Genomic DNA, 22,678 nt, shown 5'->3' with positions numbered 1-22,678 from the left:
ACAAGAACGAACGTGATAGGGAATCTTTCTTTTACTCCGATCTACAATTTCGACCGCATCTAACGCAACTCAATACTCATGAACTGGCTGTGCGGATCCAACACATAGTCAGCAAATGGTTCACAGTATCCAAAGCCAAATTTCTCATACAGGTTGCGCGCTGGCTTAAAATAATCTTCTGAGCCCGTCTCTAAACTGATGGTTTTATACTGACGAACGGCTGCGGTATCTAATACATGTTGTAAAAGTTGGCTAGCAACACCTGATTTTCGAGCAAACTGCGAGGTTCTCATCGATTTAAGTTCAGCATGTTGTGTATCAAGCTCTTTAATCGCAACGCACCCAAGTAGTCGACTGTCTTTCCAAGCGCTAAAAAAGGTAATCTCTGGCGACTTTAGCCCATTCAGATCCAATGCATGAACGCTTTCAGCTGGTGAGGTGGCATACATATCGGCAAGGTGTTCTTCAAGCAATTCAACGACTTCCCCGCCCGACAAATCATCAAGTTTAATTTTTATTGATACGCTGCTTTCCAATACTGTCCCGTTTTCTATAAAGCTTTTTGTGGTTGTTGCTCGTTTCATTGTCTTAACTTTCCTTGTTTAGCTCACTCATTTAGCTTGAGTTACTGATCTACTTCCTGAATTGTTTTTTTTAACTCGGTTTGAATCAGTAAAATTAACGATTAATTATGAAATTATAAATGCCATACTGATCTTACCTAGATAGCATATTTTTCTTATCTAGTCTCTTCATAAAAGTGTTCCACAGTGCCTGTGTGGTCGCTACGCCGAGGAAATACACCTGTTTCAATTTAGCGAATAAGTAGCCAAGTCGATATGAGCATTCAATTAGATTTAACCACTACGAACCCCTGCCAGAACTTCGACTCCGCACAAGGATGCATGACGCTGCAAGATCACCGAATTATTGAGGTCGACAACGAGATAGCTCAGATCTTTGGTTACCGAACCCGCGAAGAGCTGCTATTGAACGTTGAATTTGTTTATGCGCTAGTTCCTGACAGTTACCAAGGGTTAGCCAAGAAACGTTACTTAGAAGCAATAAAAGGTGAATTCAAAAAAGGAAAGTTGTACACCGATATTCCAGCCAGTGGCCGCAACATCTCAATTTTCTGCCTGTCGCACATTATTGAACTCAATGGAAAACCCGCCCTCCAAGTCACTATCATCGACATCACATCCGTAGTCGAAGATCAGCGAAAAAGTAACGAAACAGATCGCATGTACCGTAAGCTACTTAGCACATCGAAACAAGGTATCTTAATCCACAGAAGCTTCAGACCTATTATGGTTAACCAAACATGGGTTGAGCAACAAGGTGCGGACTCTATTGAGCAAGTGCTAGCGATGGACTCCATCCTATCCATCGTACCTGAGGATCAGCGTTCAGCGGCAATCAGACGCTGCGAGAACATTCTCAATGGCAATACACCCAACTTTAGTTCCGTGGTGGCTAACCAATGCTTTGATGGCACCCACAAATACTTCAACCTTTATGACAACGTGATTAACTGGGAAGGTGAAGACGCCATTCAAGTTATCCTTGAAGAAGTCACTGATAAAGTATTACTAGAAAGGGAGTTACTGCATCGAGCGATGCATGATGACTTAACGCATGTGTTCAATCGCCGCGCTATTTACGATTGGTTCAAGAAGCCGGTTAATCAACATATGGAGATGTCATGTATGTTGATTGATATTGATGACTTCAAATCGATTAACGATCGATTTGGACATGCAGTTGGTGACACGGTCATTATACAATTAGCAGACACAATTAAAACTCACGTTGAGTTGTTAGGTGGCATAGTTGGACGTTGGGGTGGCGAGGAGTTTATTGTGTTCATTCCAAAAGCGAAATCTGCTCATACCAAAATCATTGGCGAGCGAATCTGCCACACCTTCAGTCAGCATACCTTCTTTGGCATTAATCGACGCGCTTTTACAACGAGCGTGAGTATTGGCGTTACCAACCAGTGCGTGTGCGACTCTGACAACACTATTAATACTCTTATTCGTATGACTGATGATGCACTATATCGTGCGAAAGCAAGTGGTAAAAACCAAGTATCGATCAACGATGATCTGGTTTGCGATGAAGTACTAGCTTGATCGTAGTCCTCTTGTACTTTCTATAATCCATTCGGTCTCGTGCATAACCCACCAGCTATCCTTAGTAATCCAACGCCTTTCAAGCTAGCGCTAAATGAGTCGGCTACTGCATGAACTGAGCACAGTTCCTATAATTAAAGTACAACCACGAGAATTAAAGTGAAGAGACTTAAAATTCAAGTGCAGCCACCGGAAAATCAAAGCAGATGACTTAATCGAATATTTGATTGCGATTTCGACATTTCGGTATATGATGCGCCACCTTAATTCTATCAGCTAACGCTGTAGGCACTTATGTCCGCCAATATGTCAGCTACTATTTCTTCCAACGCACTTTATACCGATCTATCCGGTTACTACGATTTAATGTGTGTTGATATTGACTATCAAGCGCAAAGCAACTGCGTACGTAGGCTACATCAAATTTTCGGAAATGGTGGAAAGACTCACCTCGACTTAGCTTGTGGCACTGGTCCACACGTTCGTCACTTTATTGATTTTGGTTACCAAAGTAATGGACTCGACCTCAACGCGCCAATGCTAGACATCGCTCAGGTTCGCTGCCCCGAAGCCAATTTCTCGGTGCAAAACATGAGCAGTTTTGAAGTGGCAGAACCTCTGGATTTGATCACCTGCTTCTTATACTCAATCCATTACAACGATGGTTTCGAGAAGCTAAAAGAATGTGTTGAGAGCGTACATCGCGCTTTAAAACCAGATGGGATTTTCTGTTTTAATGTGGTGGATAAAGACAAGATCAACAATGATCTTTTTGTTCGTCACACCACCAATCTTGAACAAGATGATTTCACGTTCAGCTCAGGCTGGTATTATTCTGGCAAGGGTGACAAGCAGGCGTTAAAACTCAGTATCGAAAAGACAACATCCGGTGAGACACAAGTTTGGAATGATGAACACCCGATGGTGGCATTCTCGTTTAAGGAGCTCATTGAGATATTGAAGCCCTACTTTGAGGTTCATATTTTTGAGCACGATTACGATAAGCTGATACCTTGGGATACTCAGTCTGGCAATGCGCTGATCACATGTGTGAAAATCTAAATTAATAGATACACAACGCGTTAAGCCAAACCTATAGATCAAAAAAGAACCCACACTCGCCGCTCTCCTTATAGAGGCTCGGCTAGTGTGGGTTCTTTTGTATCAAGCTATCGGTTACTGAACTAGCGGTATTAGAAGTCCGCAGTCATACCTACGTAGTAAGTACGTGGCTCTTCAACATAGCCCATGCTCTCTAGTTCTTGCGATACCGCTTCGTCCGTCAAGTTAGTAATGCCTGCGCGCACTCTAACCGAATCATTAATGTTGTATACCCCACCAATATTTAGCGTAGTGTATGCATCTTGAGTTAAATCAGTTTCGATATTGCGCTCACCACGGTAACGCGCACTAATAAACGTGTTCAGGTCGTAAGTTGGGCTCCAGTTCAGTTTAACTAAACCTGAATGCTTGTAACGCTCAAGCAGTTCTTCACCGGTAGACTTATCTTCAGTGTCTAAGAACGTGTAGTTACCAGATACACCCCATTCATCCGTTATTTGGAATTGGCCAGTAAGCTCAGCACCTTGAACCACAGCCTCAGACACATTGGTATAAGTACGTTTGCCTTTCACGTAGCCAGTTGAGCTAGAACTATCGGCACACCCTTTACCCGATTCAAACATTCCGCCGTTCTCGCAGTAGGTTTCGTCACGGTCAATAAGGTCGTTAATTTCATTACGGAACAAGGCACCTTCGACATTCCAACGAGGTTGGCTGTATATTGCGGCAATCTCATAGTTCCAGCTTGTTTCAGGCTTAAGATCTTCGTTGCCATATAAGTCACAAGCTCCCTTACAGCTATTAACTTGGTAATCCGCTTGATTTTGCGTCAAAGTTGGCGCTTTAAATGCTTTACCCACGCCACCCTTAATTATCAGATCATTCGTTGTTTGGTGCACCAAATACACACGCGGGCTGAACTCTTCACCGTACAATTCGTGCTTATCTAAACGACCACCGATGGTTGCTGTTAGTTGCTCAGTCATCAGCCATTGGTCTTGAACAAATAACGCTCCTTGATACGCTTCTGATGTTCCATTAACGAGATTTTCTTTGTTGGTTAATTCACTTAACTGGTAGTCCATACCAAACGTTACGGTATGATTCTCACCAAGATAAGTCGTCGCTGATGCTTCTACTATCTGAGTTAACTCTTCAACGTCACTGCTGTAATTAGTGTCAGAATCCGCAGCATCATTATCTGTCACGTTTTCACGTGAGTAGCGAACTTGTGTATCACCCCAGATCCAAAAGCCACTGTGCGTAATCGCTTGGCTCTGACGCACTACTCGCGTGTCAGATTCAATAACAGACGATACGTTTTCTGCAGATGATTCACGTTCGTCGTCACTGTAACCAAAATCGAAATCGATGGTTTGGTTGTCTGTCGCATTCCAAGTCAGGCTTGCGAGTAAGCTTAGTGTGTCACGTTCTTCTAAAGCGGTAACATCTGAGCGATCGTATCCGGAGCTGTGTGTACCAGAGTATGGTTGCCATGCATTACGACTAGTTTGGTTCACAGAAACGCGTGCAAACAATTCATCTTCAATTAGAGCACCAGAGGTAGTGAAGCCCATCGAGTACTGTTCTCCACCATCACCGTCTAACGGCGATGAAGTGTCCATGCTTAACGTAGAGCTCCAATCGTTTTCAGGAGCCTTGGTGATGATGTTGATTGTACCACCCATGCCATCGGAGCCGTAAAGTGCAGACATTGGGCCACGGATGATTTCAACGCGTTCAATTGAATCAGCAGGAATAGTCGATAGGTCGAAGTCGTTACCACGGATGATGGCACTCGCCGAGCTAAGGCGACGACCATTCACCATGATAAGTGTGTAGTCTGAATCCATACCACGAATAGAGATCATCTGACGGCCAGCACGTGTGCTATCAAAGTCAGATTCGACACTGGTTGATTCTGCAACGATGTCAGCCAAGGTAATACCAGGACTGTCTTCGATGTCTTGAGCGGTGATCACCGACATTGAAGCTGGCGCTTGTTTTAGTGCCATTTCAGTACGAGTTGCCGTAACAACCATTTGCTCATCTGTAGCTTGCGGTTCTTCTTGCGCTAACACGTTAGCCGAAAGTGAAGTACAAATAGCAGCGACTGCGATCGAAAGGGGTTTACGAACCAAAAGAGGTTTGCGAATCAAAAGAGATCTCTCAGACATGATATTCATTCTTATATGTGATTGGTAATGATAATGGTTTGCATTAAACAACCAGTTACCACTCTTATCAACGAAAGTTTCATACCAAAAATTGATTCTCGTTATTCAACTTTCAAATAATAAAACCAATACATATTCATTTTAATAGCATGACCTCAATAGCATTCACCACCTAGATGGATTGGGTATATATCTCTTTAAATAAATCACGAACCCAACGACACATAGGGTCATTATGGAAACGTTTATGCCAATAGAGATAAACATCTTCTGATGGGCTTCTGATCGCTTTGGGAACGCGTTTGCAAATTAAATCTCGTTGATTGGCAGCTTGTGTGGCAAATGGTGTCGGCAAGTGAAAGATAATGTCGGTCGTCTCCGCAATATCCGCAGCAATATTGAAGTTGGACAACTGAATTGGGATCGATAGTTGGCGCTGCTTATCAATCAAACCAAGATCTTTGAAGCGATTTTCAATAGAAAGTTTCTTATCCCCTTGCAGTGAGATTTGGCCAAGTTGGCTACTCAACAAGTCATCAACGGTGATCTCTTTGTCCGCCAGAGGATGGCCTTCGCTCATTAATAACCGATAATCGCGACTGATTACGAACATTCGATACAGGTTTTGTTCAGAACTTAATGGCTCATGCGTCGACAGCACAAAATGCGCATCACCGGATAACAGAGGCTCAAAGTGTCGTTTAGGAATCGAGTCGATATCGACCACCATGTTCGGTGCTTGTTTTCGAATTTGCGCCACTACTTTTGGCAAAAGGTGTGAGACCTGAGGAACCAAACCAAAAAAACGAACCGTACTATCACTCGTTTGTGGTTCAAACACGTCTCCGTGAACCAGTTTCTCAAGGCGCGTAAGCACAGAGTTGAGGTCTTGCTTGATGACCTCTGCTTTCGGGGTCAATTCATAGCCATAAGCAGCTCGCACCAACAAATCATCGTTGAACACAGTACGAAGTTTTTGTAGAGATCGGCTCACCGTAGGTTGGCTCATATCCAGCGCCAACGCCGTGTTTGATACGTGCTTCTCTTCAAGAAGGTGTTTAAGAATAACGAGTAGGTTTAGGTCGACTTGGGCAAGATTCATTTTGCAAATATTCACAGCGGAGAAAATTCAGATTACGCATAGTGCATCTACCATATTATTAATACAATTGATAATCACTCTTATTTTGATCTGTAACAACATACAAAACTGAGTTTTAGACTGATAAGGGTTTTGAAGCTCTAAATTAGAGGGAAGACCATTAAAAAGAGAGGCTCTGTGGCCTCTCTTTGTTGTTTATATCTGTGTATCTACCTTTAAAAACTTACCAAGTAGACTACAGCTTTGTCCAAGCATCTTTCCAGTATTGGCTTTCTGCTGGTGCGTAAGATGCGCTTGCACACCAAGCCGTGTATGGCCAAGGCTTACATTCGTACAGACCATTATCGCTGCCGACCACAATGTCACCTCCCGCGTAGTTCGTACCTGCTTCATATGGCGGGTAATCACCTGGAGGTGGAGTCGTTCCGCCACCGTCTTTAACAGTAAACGAATCGTTTACCATCACCATTTCACCATCGGATGCCTTGCCGACCACTTCAAGTGCATATTGCCCTTCAGCTACATCGTATAAGTCCATGGTAATAGCGCGGCTGTCCGTTAAGTTAACCTGAGTTTGCTCAACCACAGTCCCTACACTGTTGATCACCATAGCCTTAACATCTAAAGCTTCATTTGATGTCAGTGTTAGGTCTAAACGAACATTGCCGTTATCTGGCGCATATTCTGACTGAAGGCCTGAAACTGAAAGCTCTAAGTCACCGCCCGGATCTGGGTTACCACCACATGAAGAGTCTGAAACTTTTCTCCAAACGCCCCACTCACCTGTTGTTCCTGGTTCTTCGCCGCGAGTGTACCAACCCGCTCCCCACGTTGAACCGTCGTGAGAGACTTGATCACCTTCAACATAAACGGTGTCGGCATCCCATGCAGCAGCACAGTTAGAACCATCCGTCACAGACACTTTGCGGGCAGCGGTTACAGTTTGGTTCGCGCTATCTGTTACGCTATACACAAGCGTGTAGTTGCCGATTTCATTCACATCAACACTGCCAGTGTGTGTGATGGTACTTGTTAGGTCGCCATCTTCAGCATCATTCGCCGTTACGCCTGACATAGCATCAAATGCAGTTCCCAACACGACAGTTGTGTCAGACACACCATTAAATACTGGCTTCTGGCTGTAAACCTCTACCGTTCTCGCTTTAGTGGTTTCGTTGTTATCGCTGTCTTTCACTCGGTAAGTTAGAACGTAAGTGCCAATCACACTGGTTTCAACGTAACCTTCAACATCGACAGAAGATGTTAGATCGCCGTCTTCTTTATCGGTTGCTGTTACGCCTTCCATAGGATCAAACGTTGTGCCGTGAAGAACACGCGTATTTTCGACACCTTTTAGAACTGGCTCACCCTCGACTGGTGGTGGCGTCACTTGACCGTGGACAAACGGGCCGTAGTCTTTAATAAACTGCTCGTTGTATTGTTGACCGTTTTTGTTAGTACCCATGTCCCAGTTGATAGACCAAGTCATTACACCACGCAGCGGTTGGCCTTGAGTTGTTAAGGTCTCGAACGCTTCGTATAAATCTTGAGGATCTTGCACAAAGCCCGTCGCTGCAGCATCGATACTTGAAGGAATACCAAACACCAGCTTGTCATGAGGGATCTTGTGGAAACCACGCGTTCCGTTGATAAGCGAATCAGAGATGTAGTAGATGAATTCTTCTTTTAATGCATCGTTGTTTTGAGCAATCCAGCCCACACCGTCAACCCAGATACCGTCGCCACCTTGGTTGTAGAACTGTGGGTTAATCCAGTCGTAATAACCTTCTAGATTATCGATATAAGGAACGTACTTACCGCCTGTCGTTAGATACGGGAACTCAGGCGCCATAGTAATAAGGAAGTTTTTACCTTCAGCACGGTAGTGGTCTTTCACTAACATAAGAGCATCAGGAATCACGGTTTGGTTGTTTGCTGCGGTTACCGCGGCTTGTTCAAGGTCGATATCTAGGCCATCGAAACCGTAATGCTCAGTAAGGCGGATTATCTCATCGGCAAAGGCTCTTTCATCACCCGCTTCAAGTTCTACGTGTGCATCAGCACCGCCCAGCGCTATCAATACAGAACGGCCTTGCTTGTTGAGTTCGGCAATTTGGTCAATAAATTGTTCTTCTGATAACCCAACGGTTGGGTCCAGTTTAAAAGTTGGGATTCGACCATCAGCCACATCGTAAACCTTCATGAATGATACATTCACGATGTTATACATTGGGTTTACTTCATCCAGCGTCACGCATGGCGCATTACCACCTTGGTAGCCGCCACCGTCACACCAGTTGTGCCAATAACCGACCACGACACCAGAATCTGGATTCGTCATATCTGAACCATTCGCATAAACAGCGCCAGACATTGCGGCCATGCCGACCGATACAGCTAATTGTAGAGCTTTACGTTTCAACATTAGTCCCACTTCCTTACTTAACAGCTGTGCCAATCACAACCGAACCAATTCATTGTAATCATGAATATTTATAGAGAAGTAATGGAATTTATAGGAAAAGATGACCTTTGATTTAACTTGTGATTTTAAGTCACAGATTGAATATCATAATCAATATGATTTTGACTTTTCATTCAAATTGAAATGCTAAAAACTGTTATTTTCGGCCGGACACATTGACCATGCAAATATTTAATCAACCTTAATTCATAGAGATAATTAACCGAAAATATAAAAAATCATCAATAGGGAAAAACTAACTTGAAATCGACAAAAATCGGCCCGAAAACACCGTAACCACTGACCTAAGACCAGATAGCATTGCGAGTAATGTCACTTAAATAGTCTAGATGTAGTCGTCATACATGTGCTAGCGATACACACGCACAAGTAAATATAGCAGTGGAAATTCGAAGAATTATGTATATTTTCCCGGATATTTTTCAGTCAACCCTCAATACTGAATGAATAATACACATCTAATAATGAAATAAAATTCATCTTATCAAGTTCATTAAGTTGATTAATACCAGCCGCAGCTTTTCTTCCTCCGCCTGTTGCAAAGCTTGAGCAAATTTCGTCTGCACCCGTTCTGTTTGATAATGGTGCCCGTAAGCTCACCGTGTAAGACTCACCATCTTGGTTTTTCGTTAATACTGCTTGCGCTCGGTTTGGATCTTGATTAACGATTTCATTACCAAATACACCACTGATGCGCCTTGCCCAAGTCTCACCTGGCAGTTCAAACACACGTGCGACGTCACTTTCATAAACAGGAGCAAGGTTTGATAGTTGCTGGCGGTCATTTTGATAAGCAGATCGTAGTCGATAAAACACAGAGTTTTTATCATCTAAAAGGTCAAATGGGTTCGGGTATTGATAAAGGGTTTGGTAGAGCTCAACTGGCGTGAAATGCAAATCGCTTAGAGAAGAACCGTAACCATTGTAGTTAACCAAGGTACCTAGCTCTTCTAAAAACTCTGTTTGAGATTGATCGAATCCATTTTCATCCGCTAGCCGCGTGGCCACTGTTTTTAGGTTATCACCAAAAGCAGCCGCGATTGCCCAAGCCACATGCGCACCATTCAGTTTCTGGTTAATCAGCAAGCTCGTACAGCTCTCTGGCGCGGTATCAATCAGAGTATCCAAATAACTAGAGTCAGGTACCTCACCAGTTCGATGATGATCGCAATAAAATACATTGATGTTGTCGTCTAGCAGTGAGTGCAATGCAGGCAAGTTTTTCTCCATCGACACATCTAAAACGGTAACGGAAGGAATGTCACCTTGCTTACCCGACTCCATAATTTGAGTAACAACTTGAGAGACCAACTTAATATCACGTTTTACACCAGTGATCAGTACACTTTCTTTCGGCTCGTTTAAGCGCAGTTGCAGTAAAGCGATGATGCCGTCTGCATCTCCATTGAATACGTCGTAGTGCATGTTGTTCCTTTTCCGCAAGATTTAACCGTTTACCTGAAACAAACCAATGGCATGGCTCACACTAATACGTTCGTTTCTTCGATAATCTGTCGTCCATTTTAGCTTTATTTCACAGATACTTAAGTCTATTTTGGAATGCCTTATTCTCATTCGATTGATAAGTCGCAAAAACATTAATAATATTGTATGACTTATATCACAGTAAAAGTACCTATAAAGGTTATAAAATAGACGCCTCCCACTTAATGATAAAGAGACGAATGAACACTACCACCACTCTTGTTTATGACACTTTGAAAAGCCTTGCTGCTCACGCTCCTGAGCAACATGCCGAGATTCGCCAGCGTTTATATGAGCAGTTGAGCCTGCCATTTAATAAGCAGCTCTCGTTATACGCTAATGTGCTTGGTCCTATCAGTTCAGGTAAGTTAGCGGGATGCGACAATATTGATAAAGCGGTTGAACTGGCACTTGATGTGCTGGAAGGCCGAGACAAGTAATTCCCCCCTTTTTAAAACGTAACATAGCGGCCCTTATCTTCCCCCAGATAGGGCCGTTTTTTAGTTTTTCCCAAATTCATCGTTTCGCCATGTTTCATACTCAATGTTGGGAGGTCAATTGACTAAAATAAGCTAAGGGCTATACAAATATGGCTTACTCCGGCTATTGCTGCGCTTCAGTTCCTCCAACGCGCCTTTGGTAAAATTCCACTGTATCGTGCAAATCCCAATTTCTGTAGAAAGAATATGCGGACCAGTTTTCAGCCATAAACTTTCCCCAGAATAATACCGGTCTTTATCGAGTAGACATGTTTTCCCCTCTGAATTTACGACCTTATACAGTCCTTCTCGAAGTATATTTCCCTCAATATTTGAACCGTTAGAAAATCCTAATGCAAGCACATGAGGTGCAATCTCAACATAATGAGCGTAGAGAGAAACACGATCTTCTTGTAATAACCAATTTGGAATTCGATAACTCTCTAAAACGAGAATAGGTTTTTCTGATAAAATCTCTTGCCACACATTGTATCTACCTTCCCAGTAATTATTAATTTTGATCGCTGAAGTTCTCCAGTGGTAGGTTGACGGTCGAAATAACCCAACGCCTTCATATGCAAAAACAGAGTCTACATATAGCGTATTGTTTTTAATAAACTGATGTAATGCTATTTGGTGTTGATTGTCTCGATAATAATGAATTATAGCGCCTTTGATAACTGAGATTGAGATAACGATGATTGATAATCTAATTTTAGTCTCTCTCGATATCTTTCTGCTTGATGACAATAAATTGATGGAGAATGCACAGAAAAATCCCATTAGTGGATATAGTGTCACAAGGTTATATGCATGATAATGTGGGTTGGCCAATATCGTCAGTAACAACAAAAATGACATCGCGAGTAGACACGACTGTTGCTGATAGTCCCACTTCTTAAATTGGAGACATGCGATAAAGAATCCTGACACACTTAACAGCCAAAACACAGTGTCTTGAATAAAATAACGACCTAAGACCTTAATACGCAATGAAACATTTTCTGAAGTATGATTAACTGAATAAAGTAATAAATCCTGGGTTGTATCTAAAAATAGATTAAATGTTGCTTCACTTCCAAAAAAGTAGAACAACATTATACAAACGAAGCTACCACTAACGAAATTCATAACTTTTAGCACTGTTTTCTTAACAAAATGTGGTTGACTAATGCCACCTAATAAATAAATACCAATTACGACACCAATTAATATTGCTTTGAATTTAAAAAGTAAGGCACAACTACACAACAATCCAATCAAGAACATTTTTTTTCCTGATTTGTCTTTCTTAACGTATATAACAACCAATATCTGAAGCCATAGAACGAGTATTAGCAAGTCAGGCCTCAAGTCTAGCCCTCTCATAAACATTGCAGTCGTTGTTAGGATGAAAATCAAGGTAATAAGCGCTACTGACCTATTAAAAAAGATCCGTATAAGTAAGTAAATTTGATTAGAAGCAATTAGCATTAAGAAAATAAAGAGTATACGATAGAAATATACTATTTCTATCCTCTCCCCAACAATGTAGTAAAGCGGTGCTAACAAATCGAATAATAATGTATAGCTGTCAACATTGAAGTCAACACCTGCTTCCTTTCCATCACTCAACAACCACATAGTGTACAAAGCCATATAGTCATCATTAATCAAAACTGAATTAAACGCGATGAAAATATACATAATAAAACAAAGAATGAGTCCAACATTGATTAACCTTTGTACTCGTCGTTCAATCATTTTTTTGTAGTAACCAAACTGTCTTAGTTTTCAAAACACTAGGCCAAACCAACTCCAACCTACGTACAAAACTCATTAAAAAACTTGGTATAAAGTTATATAAGAAGCTAGGAAATATAAAGATATTCTGTGATTTTACTACTGTAAATCCATATTGATTCGCAAGCGTAATTATACTTTTATGATCATTTGCGAAAATATCCCCCCCTAATTGTTTTGAGTAAAATGAAAGCCTACTACGAGGGGACCAATTAAGCGTATCAAAAATTAGATAGCCGTTTGGTTTTATTAATCGCTTAAACTCTATAAATAAACGGGGTTGGTCATCACAGTGGAACAAAAAGCGACTGGATAAAATGGCATGAAATTTATGCGGTTTAAACTTCGTATCGTAAATATCTCGTTTGGATATATTTATTAAATCAGAATGCCCGTTTGATTGACACTGTGTTAGCATTTCATCAGAGTAATCTCCGCCATAGATATTCTCAAAACTTAATTCCTTAAGCATTGGAAACATTCGACCGGTCCCGCAAGGGATATCCAAGATGTTTCCGGGTTGCGTTGGGTTTTCAAGAAGTTTAGCAAATGTCTGCTCTTCTAATTCGTGAACAAACTGCCCCCCTATATTTGAGAATCTAAGCTTCTCATACTGCTCAACAGTCTTAGAATCGCTGTAGAATTTTTGCTTTTTCTGTTTATTAGTTTGAATAATTCACTCCTCCTACCTGACTCATCAAGACGAACGTTTAAGTCCGAAAACTACGAACTTCATAAGTAAGTAAACGAACGGAAAGCGAACGATGACTACAAACATTTGCGCAATTAGCACAGGAATACCTAACTTACTTTTCAATATATAAAGTAGTAATAGGCCAAACGAGAGCGATGCTATAGTGACAGACAAAAACTTTGTAAAGTCCCAAATATTTCTTTGAACATAAAATGTATATCTAGAGTTTACGGTATAGCTAAACAAGGTGCCGATTATAAAAGACAGTCCGCTTGCAGTTAAATAATGTACATTTAGCCGAATAATAACAAGAAAAATAAGATAACTCAGCACCGTATTCATAACTCCAATAGAGCCGAATTTAAGTATTGTCATCGTTATGTTTTACATTTTTGGTGTATCGAACAACGTAGTCCGGTCTTTCCTGACCTTGTTCAAATATTCGACCAACATATGCTCCAATGAGTGCAACGAAAAAGAGTAAGATTCCAGAAAAGAAAACCTGAAAAAAGATAATAGATGTCCAACCATCAATTGTCGTTTCGAAAAGAAATTTACTTATTAACGCCTTGCTTAAGTAAATTAGACCTAAGGACCACATCAGCGTCGAAACTACAAACATTAACTGGATAGGGAAACGAGAAAAGTTAAGCACGGCATCTGACGCTAGAGCTATCATTTTGGCTAACGAGTATTTACTTTCACCAGAGTGCCTAGCCTCTCTCTCATACTGCACTATTGTCTGATTAAAACCGACAATAGCGAATATGCCTCTCAAATACTTATGCTTTTCTCGGTACATAGATACGGCTTGCCTCACCGGTTTGGTGAAGGCCCGAAAATCTCCGCAATCATCAATCAAACGTACAGAGGACGTAATGGATAGAAAGCGATAAAACAACTTAGCACTAAGCCTCTTAAACGCAGTTTCTTCAGCTCGAGACAAACGCTGAGCATGAATAACTTCAAAGCCCTCTTCGATCTTTTGAATGAATAACTTAATAAGTTCGGGAGGATCTTGTAAGTCAATATCAATGGTTATGTTGATGTCACCTTTAGCAGCTTCGATCCCCGCGAATAACGCAGTTTGTTGTCCAACATTCGCAGCTAAGTGAATAATAACTAGCCTAATATCCCTAGTAGCAAGATTATCCAATAACACAGCACTGCCGTCTTCACTCGCATCATTTACCACGACAAACTCGAATTCATATTCGATGTAAGTATCAGCTATTTCACACAGTCTTATGTAGTACTCTTCAATGACAGATTCTTCATTGAAGCATGGGGCAATAAAGCTAATCTTATCCATGACTTCTCCCATCTAATCTCAATGCACGAGCATATCCAGCGACAAAGTGCTCTAACGTATGGCTCTGTTCGAACTGGGCTGTTTGACAATGGGAAAGATGTGGTAATTGATTACATTCAACAACACCTTCTATCGTTTTTGCACAACTATTTAAATCTTGAAGATCTAATTTTACTGCGTTGAAACCAAACTTAATCACCTCTTCGAGTTGCTCAAATTCAGGCACCGCAATTGGAAGGCCACAAGATATAGCTTCGATAATCAGATTTGGAGTTAAACTGGTTCCGACACAAGTTCTTAATGGAAGAATGAACAAATCTGCACTTGTCATCTCTTTTACAATATCGATATTCGTTTTAAATTTAACGTATTGCTCAAGCCTATGTTCGAACACAATTCTTTCTATACGATCGCTATCTCCAAAGCCACTCAAGCAGAGTGTAAGTTGAAAATCGACATGATTTCGTTCCCTCACCTTTTTGACTATATCAATTAGTACATCCACCCCTTTTGATGGTTTTGCATGACCTATGTACAACAACTCCAATTTTTCATTGTGTGGTTGTGTTTCATCTTTAGAGAAACGTTCGGAAAAAACGCCTACAGGAATATAAGTTACTGGGAAGCTTGAACATCTAATCAGTTGATTTTTCTGATACTCATTATGTACACATACTTGATGGAAAAATCGTAATAGTCGCGCATAAATAAGTGCAGAAATGAATGAATTAAAGACAAGTAAGTGTGCATAATCGGTCCAATTTTTAATGAAAAACTGATAGTTATCCTTAAATTCTTTATAACTTAAGTAAGACTGCCAAATTGAAATCGTGGTATTCACTCTATACTTCGAATCCAAAAACAAAAACACAAGTAGCAACTCAATGGGCGTCGCGATATGAATATTCAGATTCACGTGTGTCCTCGTTGCGAGAAGTTGGTTTAAAAGCTTACAAAGACGTATTAGGTTACTAGCCCCTTCTACCAAAGATTCATATCGACTCTTTTGACGAAAAGTAAATTGCTCAATAGGAAGGTGCGTAACAAAACCAGATGGCGTAACGGCGATAATATCGTTACCACTCTCGCACAAAGATTCTGAAAGATTCACGAAATTCTTACTCATCGCTTCCTTTTGATCTACCTTGAACCTCGCAATTGCTAAGATAACCAACCTAGACTCCACTATTGTGCTAATTGTTATTACTTAAAAATATAGACCTAACGCTCTGAATAAGAAAACATAGCAAGTTAAAAAGTAGCGATGACATTCATTCAGCAATGGTTTGCAAAAAGCAAATTCTTAATCTGAAGACACAAAAAAGGCGCGGATAATCCGCGCCTTTGGTTTAGTTTTCTCTGAATGTTTACGAAGTCTTAAACTGTGCCACTGCTTTATCCATATCGTGGGCTTGTTCTGCAACCTTATCCACTTCAACTAAACAATGCTGCGCCGAAGCGTTATTGTCGTTCGAGATAGTGTTCAACTCAGTGATTGAGTCGCTGACTTGCGCCATTACAGCACCCTGCTCCTCAATCGCTGATGCAATACGCTCTGAGTTGCCTTGGATGCTTTCCATATCGCTTAAAATAAGCTGCAGGCTAGCATCGAGCTCTTCCGAATCTTTCAGAGTCAGTTGGCCTTGTTGGTTACATTCACCAATCTCGGTCATCGAAGCGTTCATTTGGCTTTGAATTGCCGTCACAACGCTGGTGATTTCAGTGGTAGATTGATGCGTTCGGCTTGCCAATGCACGTACTTCATCAGCAACAACCGCGAAGCCACGGCCTTGTTCACCTGCTCGCGCTGCTTCAATCGCTGCGTTCAATGCCAATAAGTTGGTTTGTTCTGCTATGCCTTGGATGATGTTTACTGCATCACCGATTTGATCCACATGATGGTTCAGCGAGCTGATCGAATCTTGGCTGCTTGATAGGCGTTCAGACAACTGAGTAATGTTGCTGATCGTATCAACCACCACTTCACGGCCTTTATCGGCATTCACTTTGGCTTGATGAACGCCCTCAGCTGCAACCGATGTACTTTCTGAGATTTCACCGATTGTGAGTACCATCTCTTGCACTGAAGTAGTCATAGTCGAAGTGTGGTCAGCTTGCACTTCAAACTGTTTGATGACCGATTCAAGCTCATCATGCATGTTCGACGTACTTTGTGTCAGTTGCAGTGACTTAGATTGAGACGCCGCGATTAAGCCTTCCAGTTGGTCAAGCAACTGGTTGAAATATTGGCCTAGTGTGCTGAGCTCATCTTTGCCATCAATGTGTGAACGAATTGACACATCGTTAGAATCAACGATATTACGAATCACCGAGAGCAATGACTCAATCTTGCCGATAATAGAGCGGACAATTAACCAGCTGAACAGAATGATCGACACAAGTAACGTGACGCAAAGAATGTTGTTGATCAGCGATAGTTTGTCCATCTCTTGCTGGGTTTCTTGGTCTAATACGGTTGAGAACTCTTTAAATTGAGTCTCGATAGCGTGAGAACCCGAACGAGCCTGCCCAAGTAGACCTTCGTTATGCTTCAAGCCAATCACTCTTTTCTGTTCAACCACTTGACGAGCTGCGTCTATCAAAGCAGTTGAGCTTCCCGCGTTAGAAGTAATAGACAGAACACTTGAGTCGAACTCGCCCTTTTCAATCAGGTCATTAAACAAGTACAGCTCGATTTTTTGTTCGGCACTGGCGCTAGCGCTTATGTTATCGAGTACTGAATAAAACTGCCCCAGTAAACCTTTGTCTCGTGCTAACCCATAGACTTCACTGGCTTTTACCAAGTTAACAAAGCTTGTGTAGTACGTTTCGATATCTTGACGCAAATGTGTACTGTTCGCTAAACCTAACTCATTAAGCACAGCATTGAGCTCAGATTCAGACGCTAAAAACTTGTTGTAGTTTGTATCAAACTTGTCGAGGTATTTCATATCACTACGTAATAAGAAATCCTTTTCGTTACGGCGAAGGTTGAGTAGTCGAACTTCAAGTTCTTTAGTGATTTGTTTGGCTTCGCTCATTTGAGCAGTGGTGTCTGCAAATTGTGATGTGGTAAACAACAATGAAATCATGCCGAAGATGGAGAACATCCCCAGCGAATAGAGCTTTTTCTTTATATTCATATACGTGGCTCGTCTTTACTAAATTAACTATGAGTATCTAATTGATCCCATCGAATCATGGATATACAACTCGTGCGATCTGGTTATTGTTATGTTTTTGTATCAGTAATGAGCACTAAATCTAGGGACTGTTCGGCCCACTAGCAGTGACATTCTCAATGGTATTCAAACAGAGAATGAATCTTCTCACTAAAGATAAAAGCATCAATAACACAAATTGAATACATGTACATTAGTTGATTGATAAAAGTGAGAGACGGCTATTTGACAGGGTGTAAATGGCTTGAACGCTATGATACACAAGGCTTTGAATTAAAAGGCTTTGACTGCCTCTTGACTACAATATTTATGATGACATTTTTTTGGCTCGCCATAAGAGCATAAATGGAGCGCAATATTGGAAGTTTGACTAGAACTTTTAAACGGCATATCCAACTATTGGTACATTGAAGGTCAAGTATAAGTTGGGTTACAAAAAATGGCCCCACTCTATTCGAGTCTGGCCCATTTTGGGATTTTCTAGTCAATCGCTTTGCAGTTCAAAATTTAGGGTGCGAACTTAAGGCTGACTAAAACGCTTTCACCATCTTGGTTAGGCACTTCAATAACACCGCTTTCTCATCTTCTTCGATGCCTTGTGTTAGTCCATTAACCAAATTCCAGTGGAGGGGGTATCTTTACACCCTCTTCACTCCGCGGTCTTAGTGTTGTAACAGAGTAATCTCATCATTAACCCAACCTAACAGTTGCTTGGTCGCTTTCGACAAGACTTGGTTCTGCCGAACAATATAACCAAGACTGGTACTAGAAAAGTTCATCAACGGTGTCACTTTCGAATGCAGATGTTGCTTAGTGGATATTGCAAACTCAGGAATGATAGCTACTCCAAACCCCGCTTCTGCCCAATCGATTTGAGCGTCAACACTCCCTACTTCCATTACCCTGTAATTCGGTAAGTTTAAGCTTGGCAAACCTTCATCAATGAAGTCGCGGGTTCTCGTATCGTGGCCAAGCAGAATCAAGGTGAGTTCTGTATCTACATCGTCGTCTTTAGCCTCGTTTTCTGTCTTGCTATCAGAGTCTTGCATGTCGAGGCCATCGCCTAGCGCACACCAAGAAAGCTCCTGCAGCTTAGTGAAATACAATGACTCGTTGTGCTGTTCTTTGGCTATAACAAAACCAAGATCCGCCTGAGCGTTCTTAACTAAACTCGATGCCTGAGATGAGGTGGTATTCAACAAGGTAAGGTCAATACCGGGATACTGCGCTTTGAACTTTTGGAAAGGACGAATCAGCAAGAATCGGGAAATGATGTCACTCACAGCGATGGTTAACGTCCCTATTTTGAGATCGTTAATGGCATTGAGATCGGCCTGACAAATCTGCAGTTCGAGTAACGTTCTTTGACTTGTCTCTAAGAGCCTTTCGCCTGCTTGAGTCAGTTGAAACGGACTTCGCTCTATCAGTTTGATCCGCGTAGTTTGCTCTAATTGCTTTAAGTGTAAACTCACATTCGGTTGTGTCATATGAAGTGCATTGGCCGCTTTCCCAAAATGCTTGTACTCAGCAAGTGTCACAAACGTCTTCAACAAATTAATATCGAGCATTATACCTGTCCTGTGTTCCTTACATCATTCCCTACAGTGAAGAACGAACATATTAGGGAATCTCGCTTGTAGGTTAAGACTTTAAGGATATATGAAATACTTATCAAGATAATAAAGATAATTAATTTCTCTTATCCACTTTGTGGGCCTAACATGATTTCTCAATCAGTTAGGAGAAAAATTATGCCATCTATCGTTGTTGTGGGCGCAAACTGGGGTGATGAAGGCAAAGGCCGCATCGTCGATTTTTTAGCAGACCAAGCTTCTGCTAGCATTCGTTTTCAAGGTGGAAACAATGCAGGTCATACTGTGGTAAATGACTTCGGTACATTCAAACTGCACCAACTACCTAGTGGTATTTTTAATCCTGATTGTACGGCGGTTCTTGGCCCTGGCATGGTGATCAGCCCTGCTGCGTTAACTCAAGAGATTGCAGAAGTTCAAGAGGCTGGCATCAAAGTGAAAATGGCGATCTCAGATCGTGCGACACTGTGTCTTCCTTTACACGCCCTTGAAGATACCCTTGAAGAAGAGCGTTTGGGTGACGGCGCTTACGGTTCAACACGTCAAGGTATTGCACCAGCATACGGCGATCGCGTTATGAAGAAAGGTATTCTTGTCGGTTGGTTGAATCAACCTGAAATTTTAGAGCAACGTATTCAATTCCTGCTTGATTGGAAAATGCCTCAGCTTAAAGCGCTATACCCTCAATGTGACTTCTCTCAGACTGCTTCTGAAATGACAGAATGGCTACTTGAAGTAACTAAAGCTTGGCGCCCGTTCATTTGCAACGTCACTGAGCCGCTTAAAGCACTGCAATCACAAGACGCGAACCTACTGTTTGAAGCTCAACTTGGTGCAGGCCGTGACCTTGTTTACGGTGAATACCCTTGGACGACGTCTTCTAATGTAACCGCAGCTTACGCGGGTATCGGTAGTGGCTTACCTGCCCTTCGCCCTGAGCGTGTAATTGCCGTTGCTAAATCGTTCAGCTCGTCTGTTGGTACTGGCACCCTCGTTACAGCAATGGAAGAGCAAGACAGCTTCCGCGAAAGCTCTAACGAATATGGTGCAACTACAGGTCGCCCACGTGATATGGGGTACTTTGATGCGGTAGCAACTCGCAATGGTGTTGACCTACAAGCTGCAACGGAAATAGCACTGACTAAGATCGATTGCCTGTCTGGTTTATCTGAACTTAAGATTTGTACGGCTTACTCAGGTGAACACACTGAGAACCCGATTTGGCCACAAACGGCTGATCTAAAGCCGGTATATGAAGATATGGCAGGTTGGGACGAAGACATCACTGGCTGCCGCACGTTTGAGAGCCTTCCTCAAGCCGCACAAGATTACGTTACTCGCATCGAAGAGTTGATGGGCGTGCCAATTGTAATGGTATCGGTTGGTCCAGAGCGCGAGCAAATGATCATTCGAGGCTAATTTAGAAAGCTACTACATCTACATCTAAGCCCACATCCAGTGGGCTTTTTTACAGCTGTCACCAATATCTAAATCTTGTTCTTCTTGTTGAGATACATGTTTTCATCGGACGACTTTATTAGATTTATGATGTTGTAACTTCGGGAATCCGCCGTACCACAACCATATGAAAAACCGAGTGGCACCTCATCATCACAGCGAAAGCCTTCAATGAAATCATCGAATTCAGCGTGAATTTTATTGACCAACTCAGAAGCGTAGCCAGCCTCTTCCGAATGTATGACGACGATGAACTCATCACCACCGACCCTAGCCGATATGATGTTGTACTTTGAATTGTTTTTAATGCATGACGCGAAGCCAGAGATATAGTCATCGCCTTTGAAGTGACCATAGGTATCATTGATGTACTTCAAATTATCCAAGTCGAAATACAAACAAACGATCTCTCCATCGCTGATGTTTGCTTTGTTGAATTCGTGGAAAAAGCCCCTTCTATTTAGCAGCGTAGTCATGATATCAAAATGACTATTTTTGTATAAAATCCGACTCTCTTCTTTTAATAGGACTTCGGAACGCAGCAAGGTTGAAATGTTTTCAATCAAGTTAACTTGGCTTTGCGTATACGTTGTCGGGCTCAAATCAAACACCAAAAGCACCGCAAACACTTCGCCATCAATATCTCTTACCGGGACGCCGCAAAAAGACTTATAAGCATCTGCTCCCTTTACAGAAACGGATTCTCCACCAGCGTGACCACTCAAATAGACCGTGCGATTTTCGTTATGCACATACTCACAAAAGAAGCTAATTCGGCTCTTATGTTGATTGCAAGATATATTCGAGGAACTCCAAACACTTTCAGAACCAGAGCAACTCAAATCAGAGATCATAATGATGCCTGCATTAGATGCATCCCTTATGTCTCGTATGTTATCCAATATAGATACCCAAGTATCTATATCGATATTTTTTTCCATCCCTTCACAAGAGATTTTATCAAAAAGCATTAATATTTCTTTAGTGTCAGACAGTTAAACTTGATTGAATATTCATTAGAGTCCGTTGTAACAAAATTCTAAAAACGATAATTTAGGGTGGCTATTGCCAAGCAACAACCAACCCCTCATCCTAATTTTCTAATTCAACGCTATCGTTTCAGAAGCCCAAATCTCGGAGCGTCGATTCTTGGCTCTACCCTCTGACGTTGCGTTGGAGGCAATAGGCTTACTTTCACCAAACGAACGAATCACAAGGCGACTTTTCTCGACACCATCCGCGATTAAACCGTCCGACGTCGTCAGCGCTCTTTGAAGCCCCAATGCTTGGTTATAGCCTGTTTCGCCAGTGCTATCAGTGTGTCCATCCACCGTAATCGCAATGCCGTTAGTCTTTAACTCGTCTGCAAGTTGGCTCAGAGCTTTGCTGCCCATCGGCGATAAATTGTGTTGGTCAAAACCAAAATGAAGACGTGCTAGTAACCCTTGACGATCTTGGTTACTGATCCAAGTCTTGCATCCTGATTGGTTCATACCTAGATTGGATTGACCTGCTAACGCTTGCTTTAGCTCACTGCTGTCAGACGGCTGTTCTATTTGTAAAAAGCCCTGTCTGTGTTGTGCAATGCCAACGACATCATCAACCGTGACACTGTGTTGATATTCACTGAACGCGGTGTCGCAATAAGTGCTGATACCTTCTTCTGCATGAGCGATAAGACTAAATTGCAATGTCGATATGACGATTGGACTGATCATTAACTTTTTCATATT

18 protein-coding genes and 1 pseudogene are annotated in these 22,678 nt (G+C 41.8%); 4 read left to right on the top strand and 15 right to left on the bottom strand.

The window, feature by feature from the left end:
• Positions 1 to 59 precede the first annotated feature (59 nt).
• Entirely contained in the window at positions 60 to 584 is a 525-nt protein-coding gene (locus BCU75_RS15830) for a GNAT family N-acetyltransferase (protein ID WP_102474417.1), read from the bottom strand.
• 255 nt (positions 585 to 839) lie between these two features.
• On the opposite strand from BCU75_RS15830, the gene BCU75_RS15825 reads away from it, so the two are divergent.
• Together BCU75_RS15825 and BCU75_RS15820 are read left to right on the top strand one after the other, a co-directional pair.
• Positions 840 to 2,135, top strand: a complete 1,296-nt coding sequence (locus tag BCU75_RS15825) for a sensor domain-containing diguanylate cyclase (RefSeq protein ID WP_102474416.1) — start codon at positions 840 to 842, stop codon at positions 2,133 to 2,135.
• Between the two features lie 306 nt (positions 2,136 to 2,441).
• Complete coding sequence (locus BCU75_RS15820) at positions 2,442 to 3,197, top strand: class I SAM-dependent DNA methyltransferase (protein WP_102474415.1); 756 nt, start codon at positions 2,442 to 2,444, stop codon at positions 3,195 to 3,197.
• Between the two features lie 131 nt (positions 3,198 to 3,328).
• Here the strand turns inward: BCU75_RS15820 and BCU75_RS15815 are convergent, their stop codons facing one another.
• The 4 genes from BCU75_RS15815 to BCU75_RS15800 form a co-directional block, all read right to left on the bottom strand.
• Positions 3,329 to 5,374 carry a TonB-dependent receptor domain-containing protein gene (locus tag BCU75_RS15815; RefSeq protein ID WP_102474414.1) on the bottom strand — a complete coding sequence of 682 codons (2,046 nt, stop codon included), beginning with the start codon at positions 5,372 to 5,374 and terminating at the stop codon, positions 3,329 to 3,331.
• Between the two features lie 172 nt (positions 5,375 to 5,546).
• On the bottom strand, positions 5,547 to 6,476 hold the full coding sequence (locus BCU75_RS15810) for a LysR family transcriptional regulator (protein WP_102474413.1): 930 nt from the start codon (positions 6,474 to 6,476) through the stop codon (positions 5,547 to 5,549).
• A 235-nt stretch (positions 6,477 to 6,711) separates the two neighbouring features.
• Positions 6,712 to 8,901 (bottom strand): immunoglobulin-like domain-containing protein, encoded by a 2,190-nt coding sequence (locus tag BCU75_RS15805; RefSeq protein ID WP_102474412.1) that lies wholly within the window; start codon positions 8,899 to 8,901, stop codon positions 6,712 to 6,714.
• Between the two features lie 486 nt (positions 8,902 to 9,387).
• Positions 9,388 to 10,386, bottom strand: a complete 999-nt coding sequence (locus tag BCU75_RS15800) for an acetyltransferase (RefSeq protein WP_102474411.1) — start codon at positions 10,384 to 10,386, stop codon at positions 9,388 to 9,390.
• Between the two features lie 260 nt (positions 10,387 to 10,646).
• On the opposite strand from BCU75_RS15800, the gene BCU75_RS15795 reads away from it, so the two are divergent.
• Entirely contained in the window at positions 10,647 to 10,886 is a 240-nt protein-coding gene (locus BCU75_RS15795) for a PAS factor family protein (RefSeq protein WP_102474410.1), read from the top strand.
• Positions 10,887 to 11,018: 132 nt separating this feature from the next.
• Here the strand turns inward: BCU75_RS15795 and BCU75_RS15790 are convergent, their stop codons facing one another.
• From BCU75_RS15790 to BCU75_RS15755, 8 genes and pseudogenes are all read right to left on the bottom strand, one after another.
• Positions 11,019 to 12,563, bottom strand: a complete 1,545-nt coding sequence (locus tag BCU75_RS15790) for a glycosyltransferase family 39 protein (RefSeq protein WP_241905387.1) — start codon at positions 12,561 to 12,563, stop codon at positions 11,019 to 11,021.
• A gap of 97 nt (positions 12,564 to 12,660) precedes the next feature.
• Positions 12,661 to 13,296: a class I SAM-dependent methyltransferase gene (locus BCU75_RS15785; protein WP_277868919.1), complete on the bottom strand. Its 636-nt coding sequence runs from the start codon at positions 13,294 to 13,296 to the stop codon at positions 12,661 to 12,663.
• A gap of 108 nt (positions 13,297 to 13,404) precedes the next feature.
• On the bottom strand, positions 13,405 to 13,776 hold the full coding sequence (locus BCU75_RS15780; RefSeq protein ID WP_076678708.1) for a GtrA family protein: 372 nt from the start codon (positions 13,774 to 13,776) through the stop codon (positions 13,405 to 13,407).
• Complete coding sequence (locus BCU75_RS15775; RefSeq protein WP_102474407.1) at positions 13,763 to 14,713, bottom strand: glycosyltransferase family 2 protein; 951 nt, start codon at positions 14,711 to 14,713, stop codon at positions 13,763 to 13,765. Before BCU75_RS15775 ends, BCU75_RS15780 begins: the two co-directional genes overlap by 14 nt.
• Positions 14,706 to 15,839, bottom strand: a complete 1,134-nt coding sequence (locus BCU75_RS15770; protein WP_198593428.1) for a glycosyltransferase — start codon at positions 15,837 to 15,839, stop codon at positions 14,706 to 14,708. Before BCU75_RS15770 ends, BCU75_RS15775 begins: the two co-directional genes overlap by 8 nt.
• Before the next feature lie 241 nt (positions 15,840 to 16,080).
• Entirely contained in the window at positions 16,081 to 17,805 is a 1,725-nt protein-coding gene (locus BCU75_RS15765; protein WP_102474450.1) for a methyl-accepting chemotaxis protein, read from the bottom strand.
• 620 nt (positions 17,806 to 18,425) lie between these two features.
• Positions 18,426 to 18,524 (bottom strand): annotated as a pseudogene (locus BCU75_RS15760) (MarR family winged helix-turn-helix transcriptional regulator); the annotation flags it as partial.
• Between the two features lie 33 nt (positions 18,525 to 18,557).
• A complete protein-coding gene (locus BCU75_RS15755) occupies positions 18,558 to 19,463 on the bottom strand; it encodes a LysR family transcriptional regulator (protein WP_102474405.1) in 906 nt (301 codons plus the stop codon).
• Between the two features lie 183 nt (positions 19,464 to 19,646).
• On the opposite strand from BCU75_RS15755, the gene BCU75_RS15750 reads away from it, so the two are divergent.
• Positions 19,647 to 20,906 (top strand): adenylosuccinate synthase, encoded by a 1,260-nt coding sequence (locus BCU75_RS15750; protein ID WP_102474404.1) that lies wholly within the window; start codon positions 19,647 to 19,649, stop codon positions 20,904 to 20,906.
• Positions 20,907 to 20,974: 68 nt separating this feature from the next.
• On the opposite strand, the gene BCU75_RS15745 is transcribed toward BCU75_RS15750, so the two are convergent.
• Positions 20,975 to 21,916, bottom strand: a complete 942-nt coding sequence (locus BCU75_RS15745; protein WP_102474403.1) for a sensor domain-containing diguanylate cyclase — start codon at positions 21,914 to 21,916, stop codon at positions 20,975 to 20,977.
• Between the two features lie 129 nt (positions 21,917 to 22,045).
• On the bottom strand, positions 22,046 to 22,675 hold the full coding sequence (locus tag BCU75_RS15740; RefSeq protein WP_102474402.1) for an OmpA family protein: 630 nt from the start codon (positions 22,673 to 22,675) through the stop codon (positions 22,046 to 22,048).
• Positions 22,676 to 22,678: the final 3 nt, after the last annotated feature.

This window comes from Vibrio splendidus, assembly GCF_002873455.1.
GTDB lineage: Bacteria > Pseudomonadota > Gammaproteobacteria > Enterobacterales > Vibrionaceae > Vibrio > Vibrio splendidus_J.
Note: the sequence above shows the minus strand (reverse complement) of the source record. Positions and strands in the feature narration are given on the sequence as shown.